The following is a 21,692-nucleotide window of genomic DNA, read 5'->3' on the forward strand; positions in this document are numbered from 1 at the left end:
CCGATGACTTTAGCCGCCGAACAGGCTGCTGAAGAGGACCGTCTTGGCCTGGTTGTCGACCGTTTGGCGGAAGATCGCGCCGCTATGCTCGCCCGCGTGACGACCAAGGTGACAACGAAGCAGCTGTCGACGGCGCGTGGCTGCGTTCTCGGGCTTGTGCTTGGTGACGCCATCGGTGCCGCGGACGCCGAGGTGGCGTCCAGTAGCACACTGCGTGCGACCAGCGCCGCCCAGCTCGCCTGTTTCACGATCGAGGGTGTCATCCGGGCGCACGTGCGGATGACACACAAAGGGATCTGTCACCCGCCGGGCTTGGTCTGGCATGCCTACGCACGCTGGGCCAGCATGCAGGGCATTTCTGGGATCACGCCGTGGGAGAAGGAGGTCTGGCCGGATGGCTGGCTCGCTCAGGTGCCGGTGCTGGCCGCTCGGCGTGGTTCGGCGCCGGCAACTGTCACGGCGCTGCAGAACGGCACGATGGGCCAGATCGACAAGCCGGCTGGGAGCAGTGTCGGCGCGCACGCGCTGACCCGCGTCCTTCCGGCCGGGCTCGTCGGCGACTGGGTTGCAGAGCCTGGCCGCTTCGCGGCGGAGATCGCAGCGACCACCCACGCCGGTGAAGCCGTGCATGCCGCCGCCGTCGGCGCGAGGATCGTCGCCAACATCGTCAAGGGCCAGGGCATCGAGGAGGCAGTACAGCAGTCGGAGTCGGAGGGCATGAGCCTTCTGAAGCAGCCGTTCGATTCTCCCGTCGCCTCCGCCGTGGAGACCGCACGATCTCAACCTCGGCAGACCACGAAGCTGGCCCATCTCACACCCGATGCCCGAGCTGCGGCCGCGCTGGCCGGAGGCGTCTATGTCGCGCTCTCCTTTCCCGAGCGCGACCAGATCCGCGATGCCCTGCTGTTCGCCGCGTCTGGCAGCAACGGAAACCACGTCGCTGCGGTCGCTGGCGCTCTGCTGGGTGCTGCCCACGGAGCCGACGCCTTGCCCCTCGACTGGGTGTCCCGATTGGAGCTGGCGTGGGTCGCCGACGTCCTGGCTCGTGACCTCATCGCTGAGTTCGTCGACAAGCCGTCCGGCACCGAATACACCCCAGGTGGCGATCCGCACTGGTGGAATCGCTATCCGGGCTGGTGATTGACCGCACTGCGGTGCGGGGGCCTACTCGAAGCGTGGCTCAACTGCGGCAGCGAGCCATCGAAGCTGCCCGTTCTTGCCGTCGAGGCTGAAGTAGTCGCGCCAGGTGATCGGGTAGCTGCCGGACAGGTTCCGTTCGCTGCCAGCGTGGTAGCTGTCTTCGGTGCCCCACCGCAGCAGGCCCGACAGGGTTCGCCCTTCGTGGATCCGGAACGCCTGATCGCGGGTGAGCTTGGTGGTCGCGGCCGGTTGCCAGAGCCGCTGGTCGTTGGTCAGCATGATCGCGAGGCCGTTCGACGCTCGGTCGGCTTCGCAGAACCTTTCCAGCCGGGCGATGTCGAAAACGAAGCCCTGGCGGCCCAGGTCGGTGGCCTCGTGGTTGCGCAGACGGAACGGTTCCCCAGTGGCCGGGTCCGTGCCGACCCAGGTCCTGGTGAAGTACTTGAACTCCACCACTGTGCGCCCATACGGTCCGAAGCAGAGCAGGTCGACGTACTCCCGCTCGGCCTGTCGCACCTCCAACCGGATGTTGAGGTCCGGCGCCATCTCGTGCAGCACCCAGGCGAAGGCGTGCTGGAAGTCTGCCTCGGAGTGGAAGACCGGCCGTGCCCGGCTGAGTCTCTCCATGACGATGCTGAGGTCAATGGCTCCCGCGATGAGCGGCATCGGGTTGTCCTGCCGGGTCATGCGCTAGCTGCGCTGCGGTGTGTGTTCTCCACCCAGGCGTCCGGGAGGGAGATCCATTCGTTGTCGCCGACCCGGACGACGGTGCCGTCGAGTTTCGGCAGCAGATCCGGGTCTTCGGTCGGGCACAGCAGCCACAGGTCGCCGCTGCCGCCGCGGGCCGCGTCCGCCAGTTCGTACAGTCGCTTCATCGCCCGGTAGCGGGCCAGGACTGCCGCGTCGTGCAGCAGAAGCGGGCCACTGCCGGCCTGGAGTTCGTCGAGCAGTTGCGGCGCGACCGATGCCCACGCCTGCTCCACGTACTCGCCCAGTTTGATTGCCGAGCGGGTGCCGGGTTCGGCGATGTCCGCGCCGAGCACGGTTTCCCAGGTCGGTCTCGGGCGAGCATCGACCAGGCCGTGCAACGTCACCAGGAATCGGGAGGCAATGTTGAGCGGCCGGGCGGAGAAGCGCCGGACGAGTTCTTCGCGGGCCAGGGCGTACCGGGAGAGTCGTACGGTCAAGGCCCGGAAACCTCCGGCGGACGCCGCACCGGTCAGGCGTTCCTCGGAGCGCAGCGCCGAGGCGAGGATCGGAGAGTCCGCGGTCCACGCGGTGGGCGCTGTCGACGCCGATGACCGGCGTCGCACGATGGTCATGGACGAGGACGCGGCGGCCTGGGTGGGAGCGGTGTAGTGGTCGCGATTCCAGATCAGCTCGAAGCCGGCCTCGGTCAGCAGGCGGTCAAGGCGGGGGTGTCCGGGCAACGGCGCGAGGTCCGGGAAGCGGGCGGCGACCCGGTCGGCGATCTGCGCGGGGGTGAGACCGCGCGATTGACCGGGCAGGCCGGCTGGTGGAAGGACGCCGGCTTGGGCAAGGCGGAGCGCCCGGACGGGATCGAGGTTGCGCGGGTAGATCTCCAGGCGGGCCGTGGCGGCGGCGTTCTCCGAAGCCACCGCGGCGAGCAGGACCCTACGCCGTTCGTCGATGGCGTCGGCGGCGCCGCCCGGTGCGGTTACGGTCCCGAGGGTACGCAACACGGTGGCGGGACTGGGCAGCACCTCGTTGCCGGCGAGGCGGTCGGCGGCCTTGCCGAGCGCGTCGGCGTAGTCGAGCAGGGCAGGTGCGGCCGGGGTGTCTGGGCCGTCGTCCTCGCCGGCCTCCAGCGCCACAAGCAGCCGGTCGCCGTGGCGGCGGGTCAGCAGGCGCGGTTCTTCGGCGAGGGCGTCGATCTCGACGGCGGCGCGGACCGCGGCGAGTGCGACGGTGTGGCGTAGCTCGTCGCCGGTACGCATGGATCCACGGCTGGTGAGCAGGGCGGTGGCGAGTTCGTCGACGCCCATCACCCGGCCGCCGTCGCGCAGCAGGTCGATCAGCTCGGTGCGGACGCTGGACACGACCGGAATGTCGTTCCAGCGTTTGCGCTGTTTGCCGAGGATCTGCGCGACCCGACCGGGGGTGACGTTCAGGGCGGCGGCGACCTGAGGCTGTTGGGGCCAGGGTGTCAGGCCGGGCAGTGTTCCGGTCTCGTCCGGCAAACGCAGCAGGATCCGGGTGCCGTCGACCTCAGTGGCGTTGCGGCCGTTCTTGGCCGGGATGAGCAGGGTGGCGATCGCGTCCAGGCCCACCCGGACGAGTTCGGCGTCGACGGGGCCGCCGGAGGATTCGGCGGACGCCTCGGCGGCAGCGCTGCGGCGGGCGTTTGGTGAGGTGGGCAGGGTTTCCCGCTCGGCGAGCCGGGCACGCCAGTCCTTGACCCGGCGCTGCAGCTCCTGGCGGGTCTTCGCGCCCAGGCCGGGTAGGTGGGCCAGCTTGTTCGCCACGGTGAGCAGGTCACCGACCGTAGCGGCGTCCAGGCGGTGGGCAGCGGAGACCGCTCGGGGCGTCAGACCGGCGGCTTCCAGGGCAGTGGCCCGGGTCGCCTTGGCGGCGGCCTCGTCGCGGGCGGCCTCAGCGCCCTCGACATCCGGTTCCTCCTGCGGTTCGGGGTGGTTGGTACCGACCGGGGCACTGGCGTCGGAGCGTCGGAAGACCTGCTGCCAGGCGTCGCGCATGTCCTTGAGCGAGGCGAACCGAGCGCGGCTGTCACGGTGTAGGGCAAGTTGGAGGAAGTCGACCAAACCGTCACGGATCGCGGGGTCGAATGCTTCGGCGGCGAGGACCGGCGGTCCCTCGGTGTGCTGCGGATCGGCGCTGCCGTCGCCCCAGCCGGGCAGCTCACCGGAGGCCATCTCGTGCAGGGTGACGGCCAGGGCGTACCACTCGGCGTGCTTGTCGTAGACAGGCCGGTTGACCGCGCCCAGGAATGGGTCGAGGTATCGCGGTGTGCCCGCGTTGATCTCCTTGACCGACACCCCGGCCAGCGAGAAGTCGAAGAGCACGAGTTGGCGGGTGCGATTGGGACGGATCCGGATCGCGATGTTGTCCGGCTTGATGTCGCGGTGGTAGACGCCCTCGCCTTCCAGGTAGTCCAGTGCACCGAAGAGGTAGTCGCTGTAGGTTTCCAGCTCGTCGACGGTGAGCCGGCCGTCGTCGCGAAGTTTGCGGGCCAGCGTCCGGTCACCGGCGTGCTCCAGCACGATGATGGTGCGGTCGGCGATCCGCAACGGCTCGGGCCGGGCCAGCCGGATCACCCGGGAGTCGGTCAGCGGGCTCAGGACTCGCGCTTCATGGGTGAGACGGCTGGCCTTCTCGTCGGAAAGGCCGACCTTGAGTACTTCGGCGCGGCCGGTGCGGTCGTTGTCGGCGAGGAAGGCACGGCAGGTCGAACCTGTCCCGAGCCGCTTACGGACGGTCCATTCGCCGACCTTGTCACCGGAGCGTGCCTCAAGCGGATCAGTCGGCTCGGGTTCCGCCTGCGCTGGATGCACGGATGGGGGCGACGAAGGTGCGGTCAGCTCCTCCTCGACCAGCTCAAGCATCTCGAGGAACTCGGCGGCGGTCGTCAGCCGCTGAGCCGGCACCGGCGCCGTCGCGGCCTGCACGAGCTCGTCTGCGAACTCGGAGATGGAATCGGCGACCGACGAGGCACGCAGGCCGTTGTCGCGGGTCAGGCGAGACAGCAGCTCGGGACGCTGCGCAGCTGGAGGCTGCCCGGTGAGGATCAGGTAGGCCAGCGAACCAAGGCCGAAGATGTCCATCGCGACCGGGTCCGGCCGCGGAGCGGTCATTTCCGGTGCCAGGTACGCCTCCGCTGACCGTTCGAGGTGGGCCGCCGCGTGTGTTGACAGCGCTACCAAGCCGCCGCTGCCATCACTTCCAGCAGAGTCGGTTCCTCGGGTCGCGACCTGCCAGTCGCTGATCTGCAGTTGCGGAAGCAGCCACGCCTCTTCCTCAGAGCCGCCGCGCCGCTTCGGGCCTGGGGTGACGAGAATGCTGCGGGCGGACAGTGCCCGATGGTGAAGGTGACGGCGATGCGCGTACGCCACCGTCTCGGCCAACTGGCGGATCATAGTGAGCCGAGCCGGCGCGTCCAGGCGATCCTGGTATTGGGCCATGTAGTGGTCGAGTCGGATCGATCGCGGGTCGTACCGGAAGATCAGTGCCGGGCCGGCCTCGTGTGACTCCATCGAGTCGACCTGGACGATGCCGGGGTGGCTGATGCCGTGCAGGACGAGCATCTCCCGTTTGGCCGCGCGCTCGATGCTCGCCCGCTCGGTCTGCACCGCATTGCGCTCGACCAGGTAGATCCGCACCCGACGGCGTTCACGTTCCAGATCGCGGTGCTTGGCGAGGTGGTCCTGCCAGGTGGGGCCGACGTCGAACGGACGAGTCTCCAGTTCCCACGAGCCGATCTGGTAATGCCGACGGCTACGTGCGATGCCGATCTCGGCGAGCAGGTCGGGGAACGCCCGGGACATCTCGGCAGTGACTCGCTGCCGCTCGTCCTGCGGCGGGCGTTGCAACAGCGCACCGATGGTCGGCAGCCGGTTCGCCGGGTTAGGGCCGACCGGCTCGGGTCCGTAGACACCATGCAGGTGATGATCGGAAAGCTCGACCTGCAGGCCGGGCTTCGACAGGAACACCGCAGCTTGCACGAACGGAATCCGGATAGGCGACCCTCGCCGCCGGGAGGCCGCGGTTTGCAGAAGCGACTTGAGCTTCTTCGCCTTGGCATCGGCCAGATGGAGCGGGTTGTCAAAGGTGCGGGTCTGGCTAGGGCCGTGCTGAATCCAGTTCGAACCGCTGGAAACGAGCCGCCCGTTCAGGCTCTTGATCTCGATGAGATAGAGCCCGCTCGGTGCGGCGACGAGCAGGTCGACCTCGTACGGGTGGCCGGTCTGCGCGGTGAAGGTGAAGTTTGACCATGCGCGATATGGCTCGGTGTCCGGAAGTAGTTGCTGTACGTACGCCAGAGCCTCGCGCTCGTGCGCGAACTGCGATGGCGTGATCGTGGTCCACCGGCCTTCTTGCATGACCGGATCCTATTGGCTGCGAGCACCATTCCCTCCGACAGGACGGGCTGCAGCGACCGAGTTCGAATCCGTCGATCTGTCGCACCGAGTGGAACGACCTCAGTCCGGCAGGTTCGTGGCGAATCTGGTCATCAATTTCGCCCAGGCTTCGAACCGTTGAGGAGCCGCACACACGAAGATCACGCATCGAGATCGAGGAATGACACCACGTGCATGCGTCCGATAGGGTGACGCCCGGTTGATGCCGCATCGCTACGGGGAGGGCCGCGATGGGTTCGATCGCGCAGTTTCTTGGGCGAGCGGTGGATTTGCATCGGCAGGCTGCGTCGTTGCTGCTGGATGCGGAGGCGTCGGTCGCTGGGCTGGAGGATGACCAGTTCGCGGGTGCAGCGGCCGATGGTGAGCTGAGGCGGCTGGTAGCTCAGCTGCAGGCCGTGGCCCAAGCTGGCCTGCCCGGCTGGCTCGGCATGCCGCTCGACGGGCGGATCGTCAGCCGTCAGCTCGGTCAGGACGCGCGGTCGGGTGGCCCGCTGTTCCTACGGGTGGGCGATGCTGAGCCGATCCGTAACAGCGTGTTCTGGGCGGCAGCGCCGTTCGTCGGCGCCGGCCACCTGGCAATCGACACCGACGCCCGAGACCGATCCGTGGCGGCATGGCTGCGCGGTGTCCTGGTGCGCACGATCGCGGCACTGCCGGAGGGCAGCGTGCGGGTGCTGCCGGTGGACGGGGCGATGCTCGGTGCCGTGTTCACCGCATTCCGGCCGCTCATCGATGCCGAGGCGTGGGCCGCCCCGGCCACCACGCTCGCCGGACTGCGCACCGCCCTGGACGAGGCGGAGCGGCAGATCACCGCAGCGCAAGCCGGCGATCTGCAGGCACTGCCCGTGCTGCTGATCGCCGTCGCCGCGTTGCCCTCGGGGCATGGGCGTGCCGAGTGGGCGCGGCTGGCAGCGATCGCTCATGCCGGCCCGGCCGCGCGGGTGCACCTGCTGCTGGCGGGCTGGCCGCCCACGCTCATGCACGGCGACGGGCCACCACGGCTGGACCACACGACGATGATCAGCTCGGGCGTGGACGGCTGGTGGAGGATGTCCGAGACGCCAGGCCCGTACCGGTTGTCGGCCGACGGCAGCGGTCTTGCCGCACCGATCCGGCTTGATCCCGGTGCCAGCGAGGACGTGGCAGCCGAGTTCAGCCGCCGGATGGCGGCGACCGCGGCGGTGGCCCGGCGCACGGACTTCGCGTCGCTGATGCCGGACCGAATCTGGCAGGAGTCGTCCGCGACCGGGTTGCGGGCGACTGTCGGCCGGGACGGGCGGATCCCGTACGAGCTGGTACTGGACGACGCGACGCCGCACATGCTGCTCGCCGGGCGATCCGGCGCGGGCAAGACGAACCTGCTGTTGATCCTGCTGTACGCCCTCGCGTCGCGATACTCGCCGGACGAGTTGGGTCTGTATCTGCTCGATTTCAAGGAGGGTGTGTCGTTCGTCGAGTTCACGCCCACCCTGAAAGACCCGTCCTGGATCCCGCACGCCCGCACGGTCGGCATCGAGTCCGACCGCGAGTACGGGCTCGCCGTCCTGCAAGCCCTGACTCGGGAAATGAACCGCCGCGCCGCCGCACTCAAAGCTGCCGGGGTCACCAAGCTGGCCGACCTGCGCGCCAGCACCGACGTGGCGCTGCCGCGCCTGGTGGTCGTGATCGACGAGTTCCAGGTGCTGTTCGGTGCCAACGACACCCTCGCCCGCGATGCCGTCGCCGCTTTGGAGGACCTCGCCCGCAAGGGCCGCTCCTACGGCATCCACCTCATCCTCGCCTCCCAGACACTGGCCGGGATCGAAGCGCTGTACACGAAAAAGGACTCGATCTTCGGACAGTTCCCGCTGCGGATCGCGCTGCCCGGCGGCTCCGGCATCCTCGAATCCGGCAACACCGCCGCCGACGGCCTCCCGGTCGGCTCCGCCGTGGTCAACAACGCCGGCGGCGTCGAGCAGGCCAACCGGACCGTCCGGTTTCCCGAAGCCGACCCGGCCTCGCTCGCCGCACAGCGCCACATCCTGTGGCAGTCCAGGTCGCCGGTCAACGAGCCGCCCGCGGTGTTCGCCGGCTACGCCGAGCACCACATCGACGACGACCCGCTCTACCGCGCGCTCACCCCGCAGGTCCGCCGCCGGCAAGCCCTCGTCGGCCGGGCCATCGACGTCGGCTTACCGACCGTCGGCTTCGCCATGGACGCCGTACCTGGCCGACACCTGGCCGTCCTCGGCACCTCCACCATCGGCGCGGACGTCCTGCACGCCGCCACGGCCAGTCTCGCCAGCCAACACGAGCCCGGCACCGCCCGCTTCGTGGTCGCCAGTTTCGCCGCTGTCGCCGACCAGGTCGTCGATGACCTCGTCGCCGCTTTGACCGCTGCCGGGCACGACTGCACCGAAGCCGACGGCGGAACAGTTCGCGCGATCCTCGCCGAACTCGCCACCGCTGTGCCCGGCAGGCCGACATATCTGGTGGCGTTCGCCGCCGACGTCATCGTGCCGCTACTGGGCGAACGCGGCCCGGAACGCCGTACCGGCCTCGACGACCTGCGCATCGTGCTCCGCCAAGGGCCTGGCCACGGGGTCCACGTGCTGAGCTGGTGGCGAGTCGCCCGCCGCTTCTCCGACGCCATCGGAGGCTCCGCCGGACGCGAAGACGTGGCCTGCCTGGTCGCGCTCAACGTCCCCGGCAGCGAGCTGTCCTCGCTGCTCGGTGACCACACGCTGTCCTGGCAACCTCGCTCCAACCGGGCACTGCTGCTCGACCGGCACGACCAACGCCAACGGCTCATCGTGCCGTTCGTACGCCCCGGCCGCCACGACGAGATCAACGAACCGGGATGAGCTCGCGGCTGTAGACCTCTATGCCACTACCGCGCTTCGAGAAGGAGGACACGCCGATGTCCGCGATCGATGAGGTGATCGCCGCCTTGCAAGGGGTGATCGACGAACTCAACGACACCAGCAACGCCGCCAACGCCGCAGCCTCGAAAACCGACGAAGCCGTGAACCAGGCCGTCGCCCTTGGCGCTACCGCCACCGTCGCCGGCCTCACCACGGTCAAGGAGAGTATCGAGAAGCTCTCCCAACAGGTGCACGGCACGATCGAGATCGCCAACGACACCATCAGCCAGGCCCGAGCCGTCGCCGACGGCACTTGAAGAGGTAGCGGCGGGGGCAGCACAGGACCGCCCGCACGTTCTCCGCGGAAACCCAAGCGCCTGACCAAGAAGGAGCGACGAAGGAGAGCGGCAGCGCGACGCGTCGCTGAGGAGCAGCACGCCAAGGCGCCGCCACGCCGATACTTGACTCCGACCGCAATCGGGGCAATGGGAGCGGCGACGGCGGTCGCCTGGTCGCCGTGGCAGGAGTTCATGCCGGTGCCGGTGAAAGCGGTAGCCGGCGTGACGATCGCTGCGATCGCTGCAGTCGCCGCGATCCGATCTTTCGTCGACGAGCTACGGAAGAACCGAAAGGACTGATGGTGGGAAAGATTGACTTCAGTGTGGAGCCACTCGTACGCGAGGCGCTTGGAGCGGTAGTCGGCAAGGACCTTGCCCGCCTGCAACAAGCTCTCGGCGCGTTCACCAGCGATGAGGCCGCTATTCACGGCCTGAACCTCGCTACTGCGGTGTCGCTCTATGTCCTGTACGACCTCAACGAAGGCGCACGGTCGACCAACGAGGAGCTCGCTGAAATCGCAGGAGAGGTTGCAACCGCTGAAAAGTGGGTCGGCGTAGCCGAGGACGAGGTCAACAAGCACCTTCAGGCAGCTCACTCCGGAACGCGAGTCGATCAGATCCTGCCGATGGAACGCGTGATCATCCTTGCTTACGTCATCGCGGCCAATCTCCTTGCCTCCTACTGCGATGAAGGCGAGCACTGGTGGGATCTCCTCGATCGGGCTGAGGCTGCGATCGAAGCTTCGCCGGAACGGTGATGTTCGTGATGCGGGGCCGCCATGAGATGGCCTGAATACACTGACCTCGCGCGCCAACTCGCCGATGCCCGCAGCCAGGAAGAGGCGAGGTCTACGCAGGTCCGGCAGCGAGCCCTCACCGGCCGGGCCGAGATCGACAAGCTCAAACGACGGCTGAACGTTCAAGGGGAACACCTCCCTGCTCTGGCGCAGCGGTTACGGGAGCCACATCCGTCGTTCGGCGGCACAGCGCGAACTGGGCTGAACGACGTCGATGAAGCACTTCGGCGAGCCTGGGAGGCGGTGAACCAGGCTGACGTTGAGGCCCGGAAGGCCGAGGAACGCGGCATGCGGCCTGCTCTCTTCCCGACGATGTCGCCAGTAGGCCGTAACGCGCTGGTCTACTCTGTCGCGGCGTTCTGCACGTGGCTGGTTGCCTGCGGTCTGTTCATCCTCGCTCCGTCCGATGGGGCTTCGGTAGGGACGTTGTTGTGGTCGATGTGCGGCCTGCCTGCTATCGCGTACTTCGCTGCCTACATCGTCATCTCGGTGTTCGGTCGGCCGCGTGCGCAGTCGTTGGGCGACGTCGAGCATTCCGCGCGGCTGGGCGGGCTGATCTGCTTCGGCGGTAGCTTCCTCGCCTGGATCCTGGTTCTGGCGGTGACGGCGCTGATTTGAGCCGCCGTCAGCGACATGGCATCGCGCTGCGTCGCTGATGAAGCAGAACAGCCCGCGCCGGCATGGTCATGCGCTTCGACGAGTCTCACCGCCGGGGTTCGTCGGGATGCCGACCGATTCCAGGAACCTTTGGACAGTCGTGGCGAGTCCTTCGATACGGTCGTCCTCGACGAACGCGTAGCCGGCCTGCGACAAGCAGTCGGCGGCTTGTTGGGCCGCTCGCCACAGGGGATCACTCGGGCTGATCATCGCGGTCCTCCTTGAATCTCGAGAGGTTGGTCGCGGATTCGTCCGACCCGTACGTCATAGATGTGGGCCGTCGGTTCGAGGCACCTCCTTCGCTGTCGTCGAGGCCCGGCCGGTGGACGCAGTGCGTCACGACCGGCCGGGATGTTCCACGGCCACGGCACGCGGATGCCATGGCCGGTCACTCGCTGGGTTGCGGACCGGGGAGCGACAACCAGCAACCTAACCCAACCTTATGCATAAGGCAACACCTAGACGCGACAAGATGCGTCCTTATGCTTGCGGCTGGAAGTCGTCACATGGTCCACTGGTCGTGCGGACCAGGGAGAAGACGTGGCGAAGTCCAAAACGCAGTTGATCATCGATGACATCAGCACGCAGATCGAATCGGGTCGCCTCAAACCGGGCGACCGCCTACCGAGTACTGCCGAACTCCGAGCGCAGTACGACGTATCGATCACCGTAGTACGCAACGCGATTCAGTGGCTCAAGGCGAAAGGACTCGTCGAGGGCCTCTCCGGTGTCGGCGTTTTCGTCACCGAGCAGGGCGAACAGCCCAAGAGCTAGACGCTCCAGTTCCCGTCGAGCCACGGAGAGCGTGCCCGCCGACTTCCAGCGTCTTGCAGATGGTGGCAGGCTGGCTCACGTGATGGCGACCTCTGATCCTGCAGACAGCCGCCGCCATAGCGCGGTTAGCGACACCGAGGCCGCCGTCTCGCCCGCTGCGGCGGTCACCAGTCGCGAAACGTTGGCCGGCTCGCTGGCAGCGGAACTCCGCGACATGCCGGCCTCAGTGTGGCCGGCGCGGTCGCGGGGTGCGGCGTCGTCGTACGTGGTGTTCATGGAGGACGAGATCGTGCTGGTGGATCTCGTGGTGGTGTTGTGGGACATCGCGCGGTCGGGCCCGTTCCCGCCCGAGGTGACGGTTCAGGCCGGTGTCGCGGGTGCTGTCGTGCTGGTGCATGGGCCGGATTTCAGTGTGGCGGGTCGGTCGGGTGGTCCGGTGTTGGTGGTGTCGGATCAAATCCGTGGGGTGTTGCGGATCGATCGTGATCCGAGCTGGCAGCAGGAGCTCTCGGCGCTGATCGGCGAGTTGATCGCCGTGGGTCAGGGTGCGGAGCCGTTCGACGAGTCGATGCTTCCGCCGCCTCCGCGGATGCCGTGGCACCGCGACCGGTAGCCGACTTCCCGTGAACTCCACCGGCTGGTTCATCGTCGGGTTCCCGGTCGCGGGCGGCGAGGTACTTCAGGAAGCGGGCCTTGGCGCGCTGGCGTTGCTTGTAGGCGGTCTCCAGGCTCATGCCCAACTGGTCGGCGGCCTCTTTCATGCTGCCGTGGTCGAAGCCGGTGATGGTGAGCAGCTTGACGTCCCGCTCAGCCAGCGGCCGTCCATCCACGGCGAGCGCGGCAAGAAATTCGTGGAAGAGGATGCTGAGTTCCTCGTCGGGCGTGCTGTCGGCCATGGGCGCAGGTGGTCGGCGTTTGCGGGGTTTCCGGGGTTGTTGGGATGGCCGGGATTGTCGGCCCTTGGCGTGGGTGATGCCGCTCTCGATCAGTTTCATGCCGAGGTTCGTCGCCCGGATGTCGATGGTCGTCATCCGTTTCAGGAAGCCGTAGAGCAGGTCATGGTCGATGTCGGCGGTGTCGTCGCGGTGGGCCAGAACGACGCGCTTGCGAGAGCGGCGCAGGCCGCGAGCGGCGAGGCTGATCGCGAGGAGCCGGTACGGCTCGGCAGTCGCGGGCCGGCGGGCGCCGGTGATGACGGCGGCCCAGATCTGGTCGCGCTGGGGGTAGTCGGCGTCTTCGAGCAGGAACCGCAGAAGCATGCGGGGCCGCATGTCCCTGGGCGGCAGGCCGGGACCAAGGCGATCGGCCGGGATGGTCCAGTTGAGCATCGAGAAGCGGTCCTCGAACCAGTCGAACAGCGGCCCGTGCCGAGCATCCGAACCGTCCCGGTTGCCCGGCAGCACGAGCGGGGTCAGGTCCTGTAATGCCAGCTCAGCGCGCCGTGAGAGTGGTGTTGATCGGTTCGGCTGCACCACCAACCCCCATCGCCGGTGTGATCGCTGGAAAAAATCTTGTCGGTCTGGTGTCCAGAACGGCGTCGAGCCGCCCCTTTCTCCTGTAGCAAGCCCGCGCTCTCTGCTCGGCTTGCCTGCCGCCGTCGCCGCCCTCGGGCTGCGGCGGCTGCTTCGTTCATCCCTGTTCCGCTGCCGCGGGGCAGGTTCGTCGTCTCTTGTGGAGAGTAAAACCATGATTATCGATCACTGTCACGCTGTTTGGGGAGAGCAGGATACGCGCCGGATCTGTCACCAGCGCCGATCCGAGCCCGTTCGTGATCTGTCACGGTCTGTCACCGCGAACGGAATCCTTCCCGCCGCCCGGTACGGCCGGGCATCACCACCCGTGCGGGGCCGCCGGTGAGCGAACCCCGTACACCACTCCCGGCGCGGGCGGACCGTGCCGCCCGCGTCGAGGGTGTCGTCCAGGTCGTCATCATGCTGGCGATCGGGGCGGCCGCGGCGGCAGCCTCGTTCACGCACGTGCACGACGTCGCCGAGGCACACGGCCAGCCAGGGTGGCTGGCGTGGGCCGACGCCGTGGTGCTGGAGTTGATGTCCGTGGCCGGAGGCCTGGAACTCCGGCGCCGTAAACGCCTCGGTGCTCACCTGTGGTTCCCGGCCGTGGTGCTGGTCGTCGCTGTGGTGCTGTCGCTGGGCGCGCAGGTCGTGGAGGCCGAGCCGTCGGTCATCGGCTGGCTCGCGGCGGCGCTACCCGCGGTCGGGTTCCTGGCCATGGTGAAGATCGCACTCGGCCGGACGGGATCCGGCCCGGCTGCCATGGTCCCGGCCTCGGCGGCCGTCCCGGACGGTCCCGGACGTCCGCAACAGCCCACGACTGTCGCGGACGACGGTCCGCCACCCGCGACGGTCGATGACGAGATCCGCGACCTACTCCCCGTCGCCCGCAAAGCCGCGGACGACCTGACCGGCGAGGGTCGCCCGCTGTCACGCGAAGCCCTGGCCGATGTGCTACGCCGACAGGGCCACGCGATGTCGAACGCGCGGGCGTCCGCACTGGTCAAGCTCATCCGCGACCAACCCGCCCGCCCCGAAGGACCGACCGTAGACGGCGACACACCCCCGGCCATGGGGAAAGCCGACCTGCCGGCTACCGCCGTCACCGGCTCGCCGCCGTGATGACGGGCGTCGGCGGTGCTGCGGCGAGCCGTCTGCCGTCCTACCAACGAGAAGGAGTGTCCATGAACCGCCCGTTAGAAGAGCCGCGGAACGTACCTCCGTGCTCCTGCCGAAGTCCAGGCCCAGCGCCCCCGGTCGATCTGTCAAAACCTGTCACGCCCGCGACCAACGATCCATCACCATCGCTGTCCACTTCGCTCGGAACCCAACTGGCACCCAACTGCGACAGCACGCCCGGACCGTTGATCACAACGCCACCAGGTCAACCAGCCGAGGCGTCCCGTCCTCGGAACGGGACCAGCACGGCTTTCGACTCAAACCGACTGGCTGGGTGGGGTCGGGGTGTCGGTGCCGGGGTGCGTCCGGGTGACGGTGTGGGGGTCGGTCTTGACACCGACCCCCACACCGACCCCATCGTCCACCTGTCAGCCCAGGTCAGCCGCTATCCGGCGACGGTCGTCGTGTGCTGCGACAGACCCTCGTCTGGGGTCTCCCCTGGGGGTGATGCCTATCCCTACCAGCACTGAACAGCGCCTACTGCGGGCGCAATCCGCTCTCACCGGCCGTGATCTGCGGCTACTCGGCTGGCTCTACGACCACGGCGTCCTGACCACCGACCAGATCAACACCGCCCTGTACGGGTCGCTGACGTTCTGTCAGCGGCGGCTGCTCAAGCTGCTCGCGTTGGGCGTGGTGGCCCGGTTCCGGCCACAGCGCTGGGAGGGCGGCTCCTATCCGTACCACTACCTGCTCGACCAACTCGGCACCGAAATCGTCGCCGCCCAACGCCGCGACCCCCTGCCCCGTCGCGACCAAGCGAGGCAGCGCCGCCAGCACCTCACGTCCCGGGCGAACCTGCCGCACCTGCTGGCCACCAACCAGTTCTTCGTCGACCTGGCCGGCCACGAACGCACCCACCCCGGCAGCCGCCTCATCCAATGGCGGTCCGCTTCCGCCCTGCAAGAGAGAGGAGCTTTCTTCCGCACCGGCGACGACCCCAGCCTGATGCTGCTCAAGAACCTGCCCCGCCCGGACGCCCACGGCATCTGGACCGAACACGACCGGCAGATGCCCTTCCTGCTCGAGATGGATCTCGGCACCGAAAGCCTGACCGTCCTCGCCAACAAGATCATCAACTACGTCCGGCTCGCGGACATGACCCGCTGGCGGTGGCCGGTGCTGTTCTGGCTGCCCTCGACCCGCCGCGAACTCCACCTCCACCACCTCCTGACCGACACCGACGTCCCCGACCTGGTGGCCACCGCCGCCGGCGACCACGCCACCACCACCGGGCAGTCGCCCGCCGAGAACGTGTGGTGGCTGCACGGCCACCACGGCCCCCGGCTACGCCTGGCCGAACTCCCGTACGACGACCACGAGATCACGGAGCACAACTGATGAACGCCCACGAACCCGAACCCACCACGACCAGCGACAACCACGACACCGACGAGCAGCAACAAGCGAAGACCAGCGTGCTGCCGCTCCCGACCGACGACCACCGAGACGATGTGCAAGCGACACGGACCCTTGCCGAGTTGCTCGGCGAACCGGAGCCAATCCGCCAACCTCACGACGTGCAGTGGTTCACCGCGACCCTGCTGGCGCATCCGGGCAAGGCAGTCCAGACCGCCCCGGTGATCGCCATGGTCGCCGAACTGCTCGACATCCTGCGCGACGAACACGTCAGCGACCAGCAAGCCCACCACGCCCTACGCCGCGCCGTCCGATGGCTACGCATCTTCACCACCGAACCGCCCGGACCGACCAGCCGACACCACCCGGATACGGGCGGCCGCAACTACGCGGTCTCCGCGACGAACCTCGCCGCCGCGACCGCCTCCCGGCAACTGGCCACCGCCTGGCTGCGCGGCACGTCGCAAGCCGCCATCCGTACCGCCCCGGTCATCGGCGTCATCGACCAACTCCACGCCGACCTGCAGTACTCCATCACCAACCGCGACGCCCAATCCCGGCTGCGACACGCCGTCGCACTGCTCGACGTCTTCGTCACCGACGACCAGACGGCACCACAACTCCCATAGCACTCGCACGCTCTCACCGTGGCCGGCACTCCGTCGGGGTGCCGGCCACGGCTCGTGCCAAAGAATCCTCGGCCGACCACGATGCAATTGCAGAAGCCGCATTGAAGAAAGGAATCCGAGCACATGATTCGTCACGCAAAACACTCAATCTTGCGCATCTCCTATGGAGGCATATGCCGCGCGACCCCGACCATTCAGCAACAGAAATCGGGTATCATCGAAATGCGCCTGCCGAACCCCGTCCGGGATCCGAAAAAGCCAGAAAATCACGGACCGCATCCGGCCGAAAACAGGCCGCCATAACCGACATCCGAATCCACCACATCGAAACGGTCCCCATGACCGCCGCCCAATACGCCAGAGCAGTGGAAGCACTCGCCGTCCTCATCGCCCGCTACGAACGCGAACACCCCGACGACCCGACCACCGCATGACGCACGACCAGGCGGGGTGGCGCGCCAAGCGCCACCCCGCCGACCACCCCTCGGAAGGAAACGCCCGTGGCAGCCACCACCGCCCGCTCCCGACGCCGCCGCCCACGCACCGGTTTCGGCGACACCCCCACCGGCACCCGCCGCGTCGCCCTCTACCTGCGCCGCTCCACCGACGACGAGCACCAGCCGTTCTCCATCGACGCCCAACTCGCCGCTCTCACCTCGTACGTCAACTCTCAACCCGGATGGATCATCGCCGGAGAACCCTTCACCGACGACGCATCCGGAGCCACCACCGAACGCCCCGGCCTGCAACGAGCCCTACGCGCCGCCGCAGCCGGCCGCTACGACGTACTACTCGTCTACCGCGTCGACCGGTTCTCCCGCCGCCTGTCCGACCTGCTGAACCTGCTCGGCCAACTCGAAGGCGCCGGAGTCGCGTTCACCTCCGCCACCGAACCGTTCGACACCTCCACCTCCATCGGACGCATGCTCGTCCAACTCCTCGGCGTCTTCGCCGAATTCGAACGAGAAACCATCATCGACCGCGTCATCAACGGAATGAACGCCAAAGCCGCCAAAGGAAAATGGCCCGGCGGTAACCGCCCCTACGGCTACCTCATCAACCGGGAAACCCAGAAACTCGTACCACACGAACACGAAGCGGCGATCCTCTCCGAAATCGTCCGCATGTACGTGAAGAAACGCCTCGGCACCCGCGCCATCGCCGACGAACTCAACCGGCGCGGCGTCACCAACCGCACCACGGTCGTTTCAACATCATCTGGTGAGACCGAGGATGGTGAATGGCCTGGTCATGTCGCGGTTGGCCCAGCGGGTGGCTTCGGTGATGTCGGTGCGGCCTGCCAGGCGTAGGGCGTTGATGGCGAGGTTGCGTAGCGATGCGAGGACGCGGGGTCCGGAGCGGGTGCGGACGTGGGAGTGGTCCTCGCGGTAGCAGGTGTCCCTGATGAAGTGCAGGGTTTCGATGGCCCAGTGGCCGCGGTTGAACGCGGCCAGTTCGGCGGGTCCGGCTTGGTCGGCGGGGTGGCTGGTGACGCCGAGTTGTGCGGCTGCGGACTGTTTGCCGTTGCTGTGGGTGACGTAGCGTTCGATCAGCCAGACCTGTTTGACGTGCGGGAACGGCAGGCCGGGTGGAGTGGGTAGGACCCGGATGGTGGGGCGGGTGGTGCGGCCGTGCCCGGTGTCAGTGCTCTCGTGGCCGATCGGAGTGTCGGTCCAGGGCAGGGCGTCGAGGGCGTCGAACAGGGCGTGCCGGTTCTCTTTGACCGGTAGGACGAAGTGGCCACCCTGCTGGTGGATGAGTTCGGCGGTGGCTTTGACGGTGTGCAGGGCGTCGGCGGTGACCGTGACGTCGCGTAGGTCGAGAGACTCGAGCAGGGCACGGGCGGTGGCCGGTTCGCGGGTCTTGGCGCCGTCGGTCGGCGCTTGGGCGATGACGACGGCCGCTGATCCCTGGTGCGGTGGGCCGGCCAGAGCGGACAGCAGGTGCAGTTGTTCACCGTCGATGTCGACGGCGCCGCGGACGGTCTTGCCGTCCAGGCGCACCTGGATCGGGGTGTCGGTGCTGGTGGCGGTCTGCTGGGTGGTGGTCCACTCGGCGATCACCGCGTCCAGGACATCGGTGTCGGTGTCGGTGCAGACCCGCCAGAGTGTCGAGCGTGATGGCCGCCCTGCCGGGCGGGCTTCGGCCCGCGTGTACAGGCCGTCGAGGATGTGGCAGGGCACGTCGGCGACCCAGCCGCTCATCGCGCTGTAGCCCTTCAAACCGGCTACCGTGGCCGCCGCGACCAGCGCGAGCACGACCGCGACCGGATGATCACGGCCCTGGTCCGAACGGCCGTCAGAAACGGCGAGGAACAACTCCAGCAGACCGTGACACGAAGGCGTGAACGAGGCCTCGCCGACGGTCGCCGACGATGCTGGATCGGTGGTGGGGATGACAGACTGCGGCACGACGAAGCTCCGTTTGAACCAGTTCCGTGGAAAGACCTGGTCTCAACGGAGCTTCGTCCATATCCGACACGCTGAAGCCGCCACCATCACTCACCGCAACTATCGATCTTGAAACGGCCGTGCCAACCGCACCGGCAAGAAATGGTCCGGCATGACGATCGGCCGTCTCCTCGAGAACCCCGCCTACACCGGCGACATCGTCTACGGCGACACCCACGTCCCCGACGCCCACCCAGCGCTCATCGACCGCCCCACCTGGGACCACATCCGCGAGATCGCCGACTCCCGCTCCGACGCCCACAACCAGCGAGCCATGAACGGATCCGACTACCACCTCACCGGCCTGATCACCTGCCCACGCTGCAAGAACAAGTACATCGGCACCTCAGCGAAAGGCCGCACCCGCAGCTACCACTACTACACCTGCTACTCCCGCAGCCGATACGGCGCCCACGGCTGCACCAGTCCCCGCCTGGACGCCCCCGCCATGGACGAAGCCGTCCTCCAAGCACTGCACGACTTCTACCGCGACGCCGACACCCTCATCGCCACCGCCATCAACAAGGCACGAACCCACCACCGCGACACCAACGCCGACCGGCACGCCGAACTCGACGCCATCGAAGCCGCCATCACCGCCAAGACCACGGCACGCGACAAATACCGGACGGCATTCGAGAACGGCACCATGGACGAGGAAGACACCGGCCCGCGACTGCGCGAACTCCGCACCGAGATCGAAGCCCTCAAGGTCCGCCGCGACGAGATCACCGACCTGATCAGCGACGAACCCGTCGCACCGTCGCCCAGCACCCTCGCGAAGACCCGGGCCCGCCTGGAGCAGGTGATCGCCAACGGTGACTCAGCCGAGCGCAAGGCCATCATCGAAGAACTGATCGCCGAGATCCGCATCACCGGCGACGAGATCATCCCCGTGTTCCGGCTGCCGCACGACGAACCCGTCCCGGTGGACGCGGCGACACCCGCTACGTCCCCTGGCGACGGCAACGAACCGGATCCGGTTCGCGCAATGCCAAACCTGGTGGGGCGGGCGGGACTCGAACCCGCGACCGAGGGATTATGAGTCCCCTGCTCTAACCCACTGAGCTACCGCCCCGTATACCGGCGGCGATACTATCCCGTGCCCCGCTCCCAAGCCTAGCGATCTATCACTGCACCAGGGATTTCGGCAGAAGAACGATCTGCGACCGGGGATCCTCGACCATGTCGGGTGGCTGAAGATCCTCTACCCGGGGCGGTTCCTCGTTACCGGGACCGTCCTGGGTGGTGAACTCAGCGTAGTTCTCCGGGTTGATGTCGCTCATTGAAACCCCCTAAAACGGCCGTTAAACCCCGACTCGGGCTCCTAGTGACGCCAGTACCGCTCCGGCGGTGCGCCAGCCGCTGGCCATTGCGCCCTGCAGGGAGGGACTGTCGCGATGGTCACCGGCCACGAAGAGGCCGTCGCCCAGGTTTACCGGCTGGCGCAGCCTGGCCTGCGGCGGGCTGGCCGAGGGCAGGGCCTGCGGGATGCTGATGACTTCGAGGAGTTCCCAGTCGTCGGCGGGTGTGCCGTAGATCCGTGACAGTTCGACCCGGATGACCGCGTCGGAGGCGCTGGACGGCGCCGAGGTGCCGACGACGGTGGCGGCGATGAGGCTTTTGCCGCTGGGGGCGTACTCGGGCGCAGCGTTGCTCATCACCACGGTGTTGGCGATGATCTCCCGCCGGTCGCCGTCGAGCAGCAGGATCGGCTCGTCGATGGGGGCGTGGTCGGCCCCGAAGTAGTAGGTGGTGAGGCTGTGCACGTCCGGCCGGGGCAGTCGCCCGCCGAGCAGGCCGGCGGCGCCGAGCGGGTCGGTGGCGACGATCACCGCGCGGCAGCGGAGTTCGCCTCCTTCGGTGACGACCATTCCGGGGCCCAGCGAGAGGGTACGAGCCCCGACCAGCAACTGTGGGAACGGCAACGGGCCGGCGATCGCCGCGGGCAGGGCGGCCATGCCGGCGGCGGGCACCCCGATGCGACCGCGGGTGAACGAGCGCAACACCATGGCGGCGACGTGACTGGACGTGTCCAGGGACCGGTCGGCGAACACGCCGGAGAAGAACGGCCGCAATGCCTCTTCGATGATCCGGTGGGAGAGGCCGGCCGCGCGCAGCATCTCCTGGGTGCTGGTCTCCGGCATGTCGAGCAGCCGGTTCACCGGCAGGGTGGCGCAGCGGGTGGCGAGCGCGGCGAACTTGAGCCGGTCGGCGAGCGATCCGATTCCGGAGAGCAGGGTTTTCGGGGTGGTGAGTGGTTCCCGGAGCGGGTTCTCCAGCCGGTGCAGTGCCCCGCCGCGGCGCACCAGCACGCCGGACGTGAAGTAGCGCATGTCGAGCGCGTCCACGTCAGCGAGCGCGGAGAGCCGCGGGTAGGCCGTGTTGAGGACCTGAAAACCCCGGTCCAGGTGCCATCCTTCGATGACGTCGGTGGCGACGCGCCCGCCGAGCCGGTCGGACGCTTCGACGAGGAGCCACTCGACTCCGGCCCGGTCCAGCCGTCGCGCGGCGGACAGCCCGGCGAGCCCGCCGCCGACGATGACGACGTCCACCTCTACCGGCTGCGACATTTCCACCTCACAGGATGCAATTGTTACCGAACCCAGCGTAACCAGACCAACGTCCCCACGGTGTCGAAAGAGCCAGGCCCCAAACCCGACTCGGCCGTACGCCCGTCAGCACCGTCCGCAACTACCACCATGCCGACCGCACCGCCCAGTCTGATGGACGCCCACGACATCCGCATCCGCCCGCCCCAACGCAAGGGCCGGATCTGGCGAACCGAGAACGTGGAAGCCTTGCTGAGTGCTCACCGCGACCAGTCCGCGGATGCCTTTCGGGTAATCCCGGCACCTAGGGGCAGCAGAGGTCGGACAAACAGAAAACCCCAGGCCA

19 protein-coding genes, 1 tRNA gene and 1 pseudogene are annotated in these 21,692 nt (G+C 67.9%); 15 read left to right on the forward strand and 6 right to left on the reverse strand.

The genetic code is table 11. The annotated features are described in order from the left end of the window. Positions 1-3: 3 nt before the first annotated feature. Positions 4-1,140 carry an ADP-ribosylglycohydrolase family protein gene (locus BLU81_RS26665; RefSeq protein WP_197685990.1) on the forward strand — a complete coding sequence of 379 codons (1,137 nt, stop codon included), beginning with the start codon at positions 4-6 and terminating at the stop codon, positions 1,138-1,140. A 24-nt stretch (positions 1,141-1,164) separates the two neighbouring features. On the opposite strand, the gene BLU81_RS26670 is transcribed toward BLU81_RS26665, so the two are convergent. Continuing rightward, the gene (locus BLU81_RS26670) at positions 1,165-1,827 is read right to left on the reverse strand and encodes a hypothetical protein (RefSeq protein WP_197685991.1); all 663 of its coding nucleotides are present in this window, start codon (positions 1,825-1,827) and stop codon (positions 1,165-1,167) included. Beyond that, positions 1,824-6,218 carry a BREX system serine/threonine kinase PglW gene (gene pglW, locus BLU81_RS26675; RefSeq protein ID WP_092547202.1) on the reverse strand — a complete coding sequence of 1,465 codons (4,395 nt, stop codon included), beginning with the start codon at positions 6,216-6,218 and terminating at the stop codon, positions 1,824-1,826. The genes BLU81_RS26670 and pglW overlap by 4 nt, the downstream gene beginning before the upstream one ends. Before the next feature lie 269 nt (positions 6,219-6,487). On the opposite strand from pglW, the gene BLU81_RS26680 reads away from it, so the two are divergent. The 13 genes from BLU81_RS26680 (at position 6,488) to BLU81_RS26730 (ending at position 17,654) form a co-directional block, all read left to right on the forward strand. Continuing rightward, a complete protein-coding gene (locus BLU81_RS26680) occupies positions 6,488-9,100 on the forward strand; it encodes an FtsK/SpoIIIE domain-containing protein (protein WP_092547204.1) in 2,613 nt (870 codons plus the stop codon). Between the two features lie 56 nt (positions 9,101-9,156). Beyond that, complete coding sequence (locus BLU81_RS26685) at positions 9,157-9,417, forward strand: hypothetical protein (RefSeq protein ID WP_157751799.1); 261 nt, start codon at positions 9,157-9,159, stop codon at positions 9,415-9,417. A 168-nt stretch (positions 9,418-9,585) separates the two neighbouring features. Continuing rightward, entirely contained in the window at positions 9,586-9,738 is a 153-nt protein-coding gene (locus BLU81_RS48610; protein ID WP_157751800.1) for a hypothetical protein, read from the forward strand. After that, complete coding sequence (locus BLU81_RS26690; protein ID WP_092547208.1) at positions 9,738-10,196, forward strand: hypothetical protein; 459 nt, start codon at positions 9,738-9,740, stop codon at positions 10,194-10,196. The genes BLU81_RS48610 and BLU81_RS26690 overlap by 1 nt, the downstream gene beginning before the upstream one ends. Before the next feature lie 21 nt (positions 10,197-10,217). Continuing rightward, on the forward strand, positions 10,218-10,853 hold the full coding sequence (locus tag BLU81_RS26695; RefSeq protein ID WP_092547210.1) for a hypothetical protein: 636 nt from the start codon (positions 10,218-10,220) through the stop codon (positions 10,851-10,853). Between the two features lie 579 nt (positions 10,854-11,432). Continuing rightward, positions 11,433-11,666, forward strand: a complete 234-nt coding sequence (locus BLU81_RS26700; RefSeq protein ID WP_092547212.1) for a winged helix-turn-helix domain-containing protein — start codon at positions 11,433-11,435, stop codon at positions 11,664-11,666. 31 nt (positions 11,667-11,697) lie between these two features. Continuing rightward, a complete protein-coding gene (locus BLU81_RS26705; RefSeq protein WP_157751801.1) occupies positions 11,698-12,279 on the forward strand; it encodes a hypothetical protein in 582 nt (193 codons plus the stop codon). A 10-nt stretch (positions 12,280-12,289) separates the two neighbouring features. Next, positions 12,290-13,090 carry a hypothetical protein gene (locus BLU81_RS26710; protein ID WP_092547215.1) on the forward strand — a complete coding sequence of 267 codons (801 nt, stop codon included), beginning with the start codon at positions 12,290-12,292 and terminating at the stop codon, positions 13,088-13,090. A gap of 429 nt (positions 13,091-13,519) precedes the next feature. Continuing rightward, positions 13,520-14,299, forward strand: a complete 780-nt coding sequence (locus BLU81_RS26715) for a DUF2637 domain-containing protein (protein WP_231953524.1) — start codon at positions 13,520-13,522, stop codon at positions 14,297-14,299. 504 nt (positions 14,300-14,803) lie between these two features. Next, positions 14,804-15,697 carry a replication-relaxation family protein gene (locus BLU81_RS26720; RefSeq protein ID WP_092547217.1) on the forward strand — a complete coding sequence of 298 codons (894 nt, stop codon included), beginning with the start codon at positions 14,804-14,806 and terminating at the stop codon, positions 15,695-15,697. After that, on the forward strand, positions 15,697-16,344 hold the full coding sequence (locus BLU81_RS26725; RefSeq protein WP_092547219.1) for a hypothetical protein: 648 nt from the start codon (positions 15,697-15,699) through the stop codon (positions 16,342-16,344). The genes BLU81_RS26720 and BLU81_RS26725 overlap by 1 nt, the downstream gene beginning before the upstream one ends. 173 nt (positions 16,345-16,517) lie before the next feature. Further along, a complete protein-coding gene (locus BLU81_RS48615) occupies positions 16,518-16,778 on the forward strand; it encodes a hypothetical protein (RefSeq protein WP_157751802.1) in 261 nt (86 codons plus the stop codon). A gap of 66 nt (positions 16,779-16,844) precedes the next feature. Continuing rightward, positions 16,845-17,654, forward strand: coding sequence for a recombinase family protein (locus BLU81_RS26730; protein WP_231953525.1), 810 nt, complete (start codon positions 16,845-16,847; stop codon positions 17,652-17,654). Here the strand turns inward: BLU81_RS26730 and BLU81_RS26735 are convergent. Continuing rightward, positions 17,559-18,755, reverse strand: a complete 1,197-nt coding sequence (locus tag BLU81_RS26735; protein ID WP_092547221.1) for an ISAs1 family transposase — start codon at positions 18,753-18,755, stop codon at positions 17,559-17,561. The genes BLU81_RS26730 and BLU81_RS26735 overlap by 96 nt on opposite strands. A gap of 133 nt (positions 18,756-18,888) precedes the next feature. On the opposite strand from BLU81_RS26735, the pseudogene BLU81_RS50895 reads away from it, so the two are divergent. Next, a pseudogene (locus BLU81_RS50895) lies at positions 18,889-19,257 on the forward strand (recombinase family protein); the annotation flags it as partial. A gap of 538 nt (positions 19,258-19,795) precedes the next feature. Here BLU81_RS50895 and BLU81_RS26745 read toward each other — a convergent pair. The 3 genes from BLU81_RS26745 to BLU81_RS26750 all read right to left on the reverse strand — a co-directional run bounded on the left by BLU81_RS26745 (position 19,796) and on the right by BLU81_RS26750 (position 21,367). Then, positions 19,796-19,872: transfer RNA gene (locus BLU81_RS26745), tRNA-Ile, on the reverse strand. Positions 19,873-19,924: 52 nt separating this feature from the next. Then, on the reverse strand, positions 19,925-20,080 hold the full coding sequence (locus BLU81_RS49280) for a hypothetical protein (protein WP_172890626.1): 156 nt from the start codon (positions 20,078-20,080) through the stop codon (positions 19,925-19,927). A gap of 21 nt (positions 20,081-20,101) precedes the next feature. Further along, on the reverse strand, positions 20,102-21,367 hold the full coding sequence (locus BLU81_RS26750) for an NAD(P)/FAD-dependent oxidoreductase (RefSeq protein ID WP_092547223.1): 1,266 nt from the start codon (positions 21,365-21,367) through the stop codon (positions 20,102-20,104). Positions 21,368-21,692: the final 325 nt, after the last annotated feature.

This window comes from Actinoplanes derwentensis (assembly GCF_900104725.1).
In the GTDB taxonomy this organism is placed as follows: domain Bacteria; phylum Actinomycetota; class Actinomycetes; order Mycobacteriales; family Micromonosporaceae; genus Actinoplanes; species Actinoplanes derwentensis.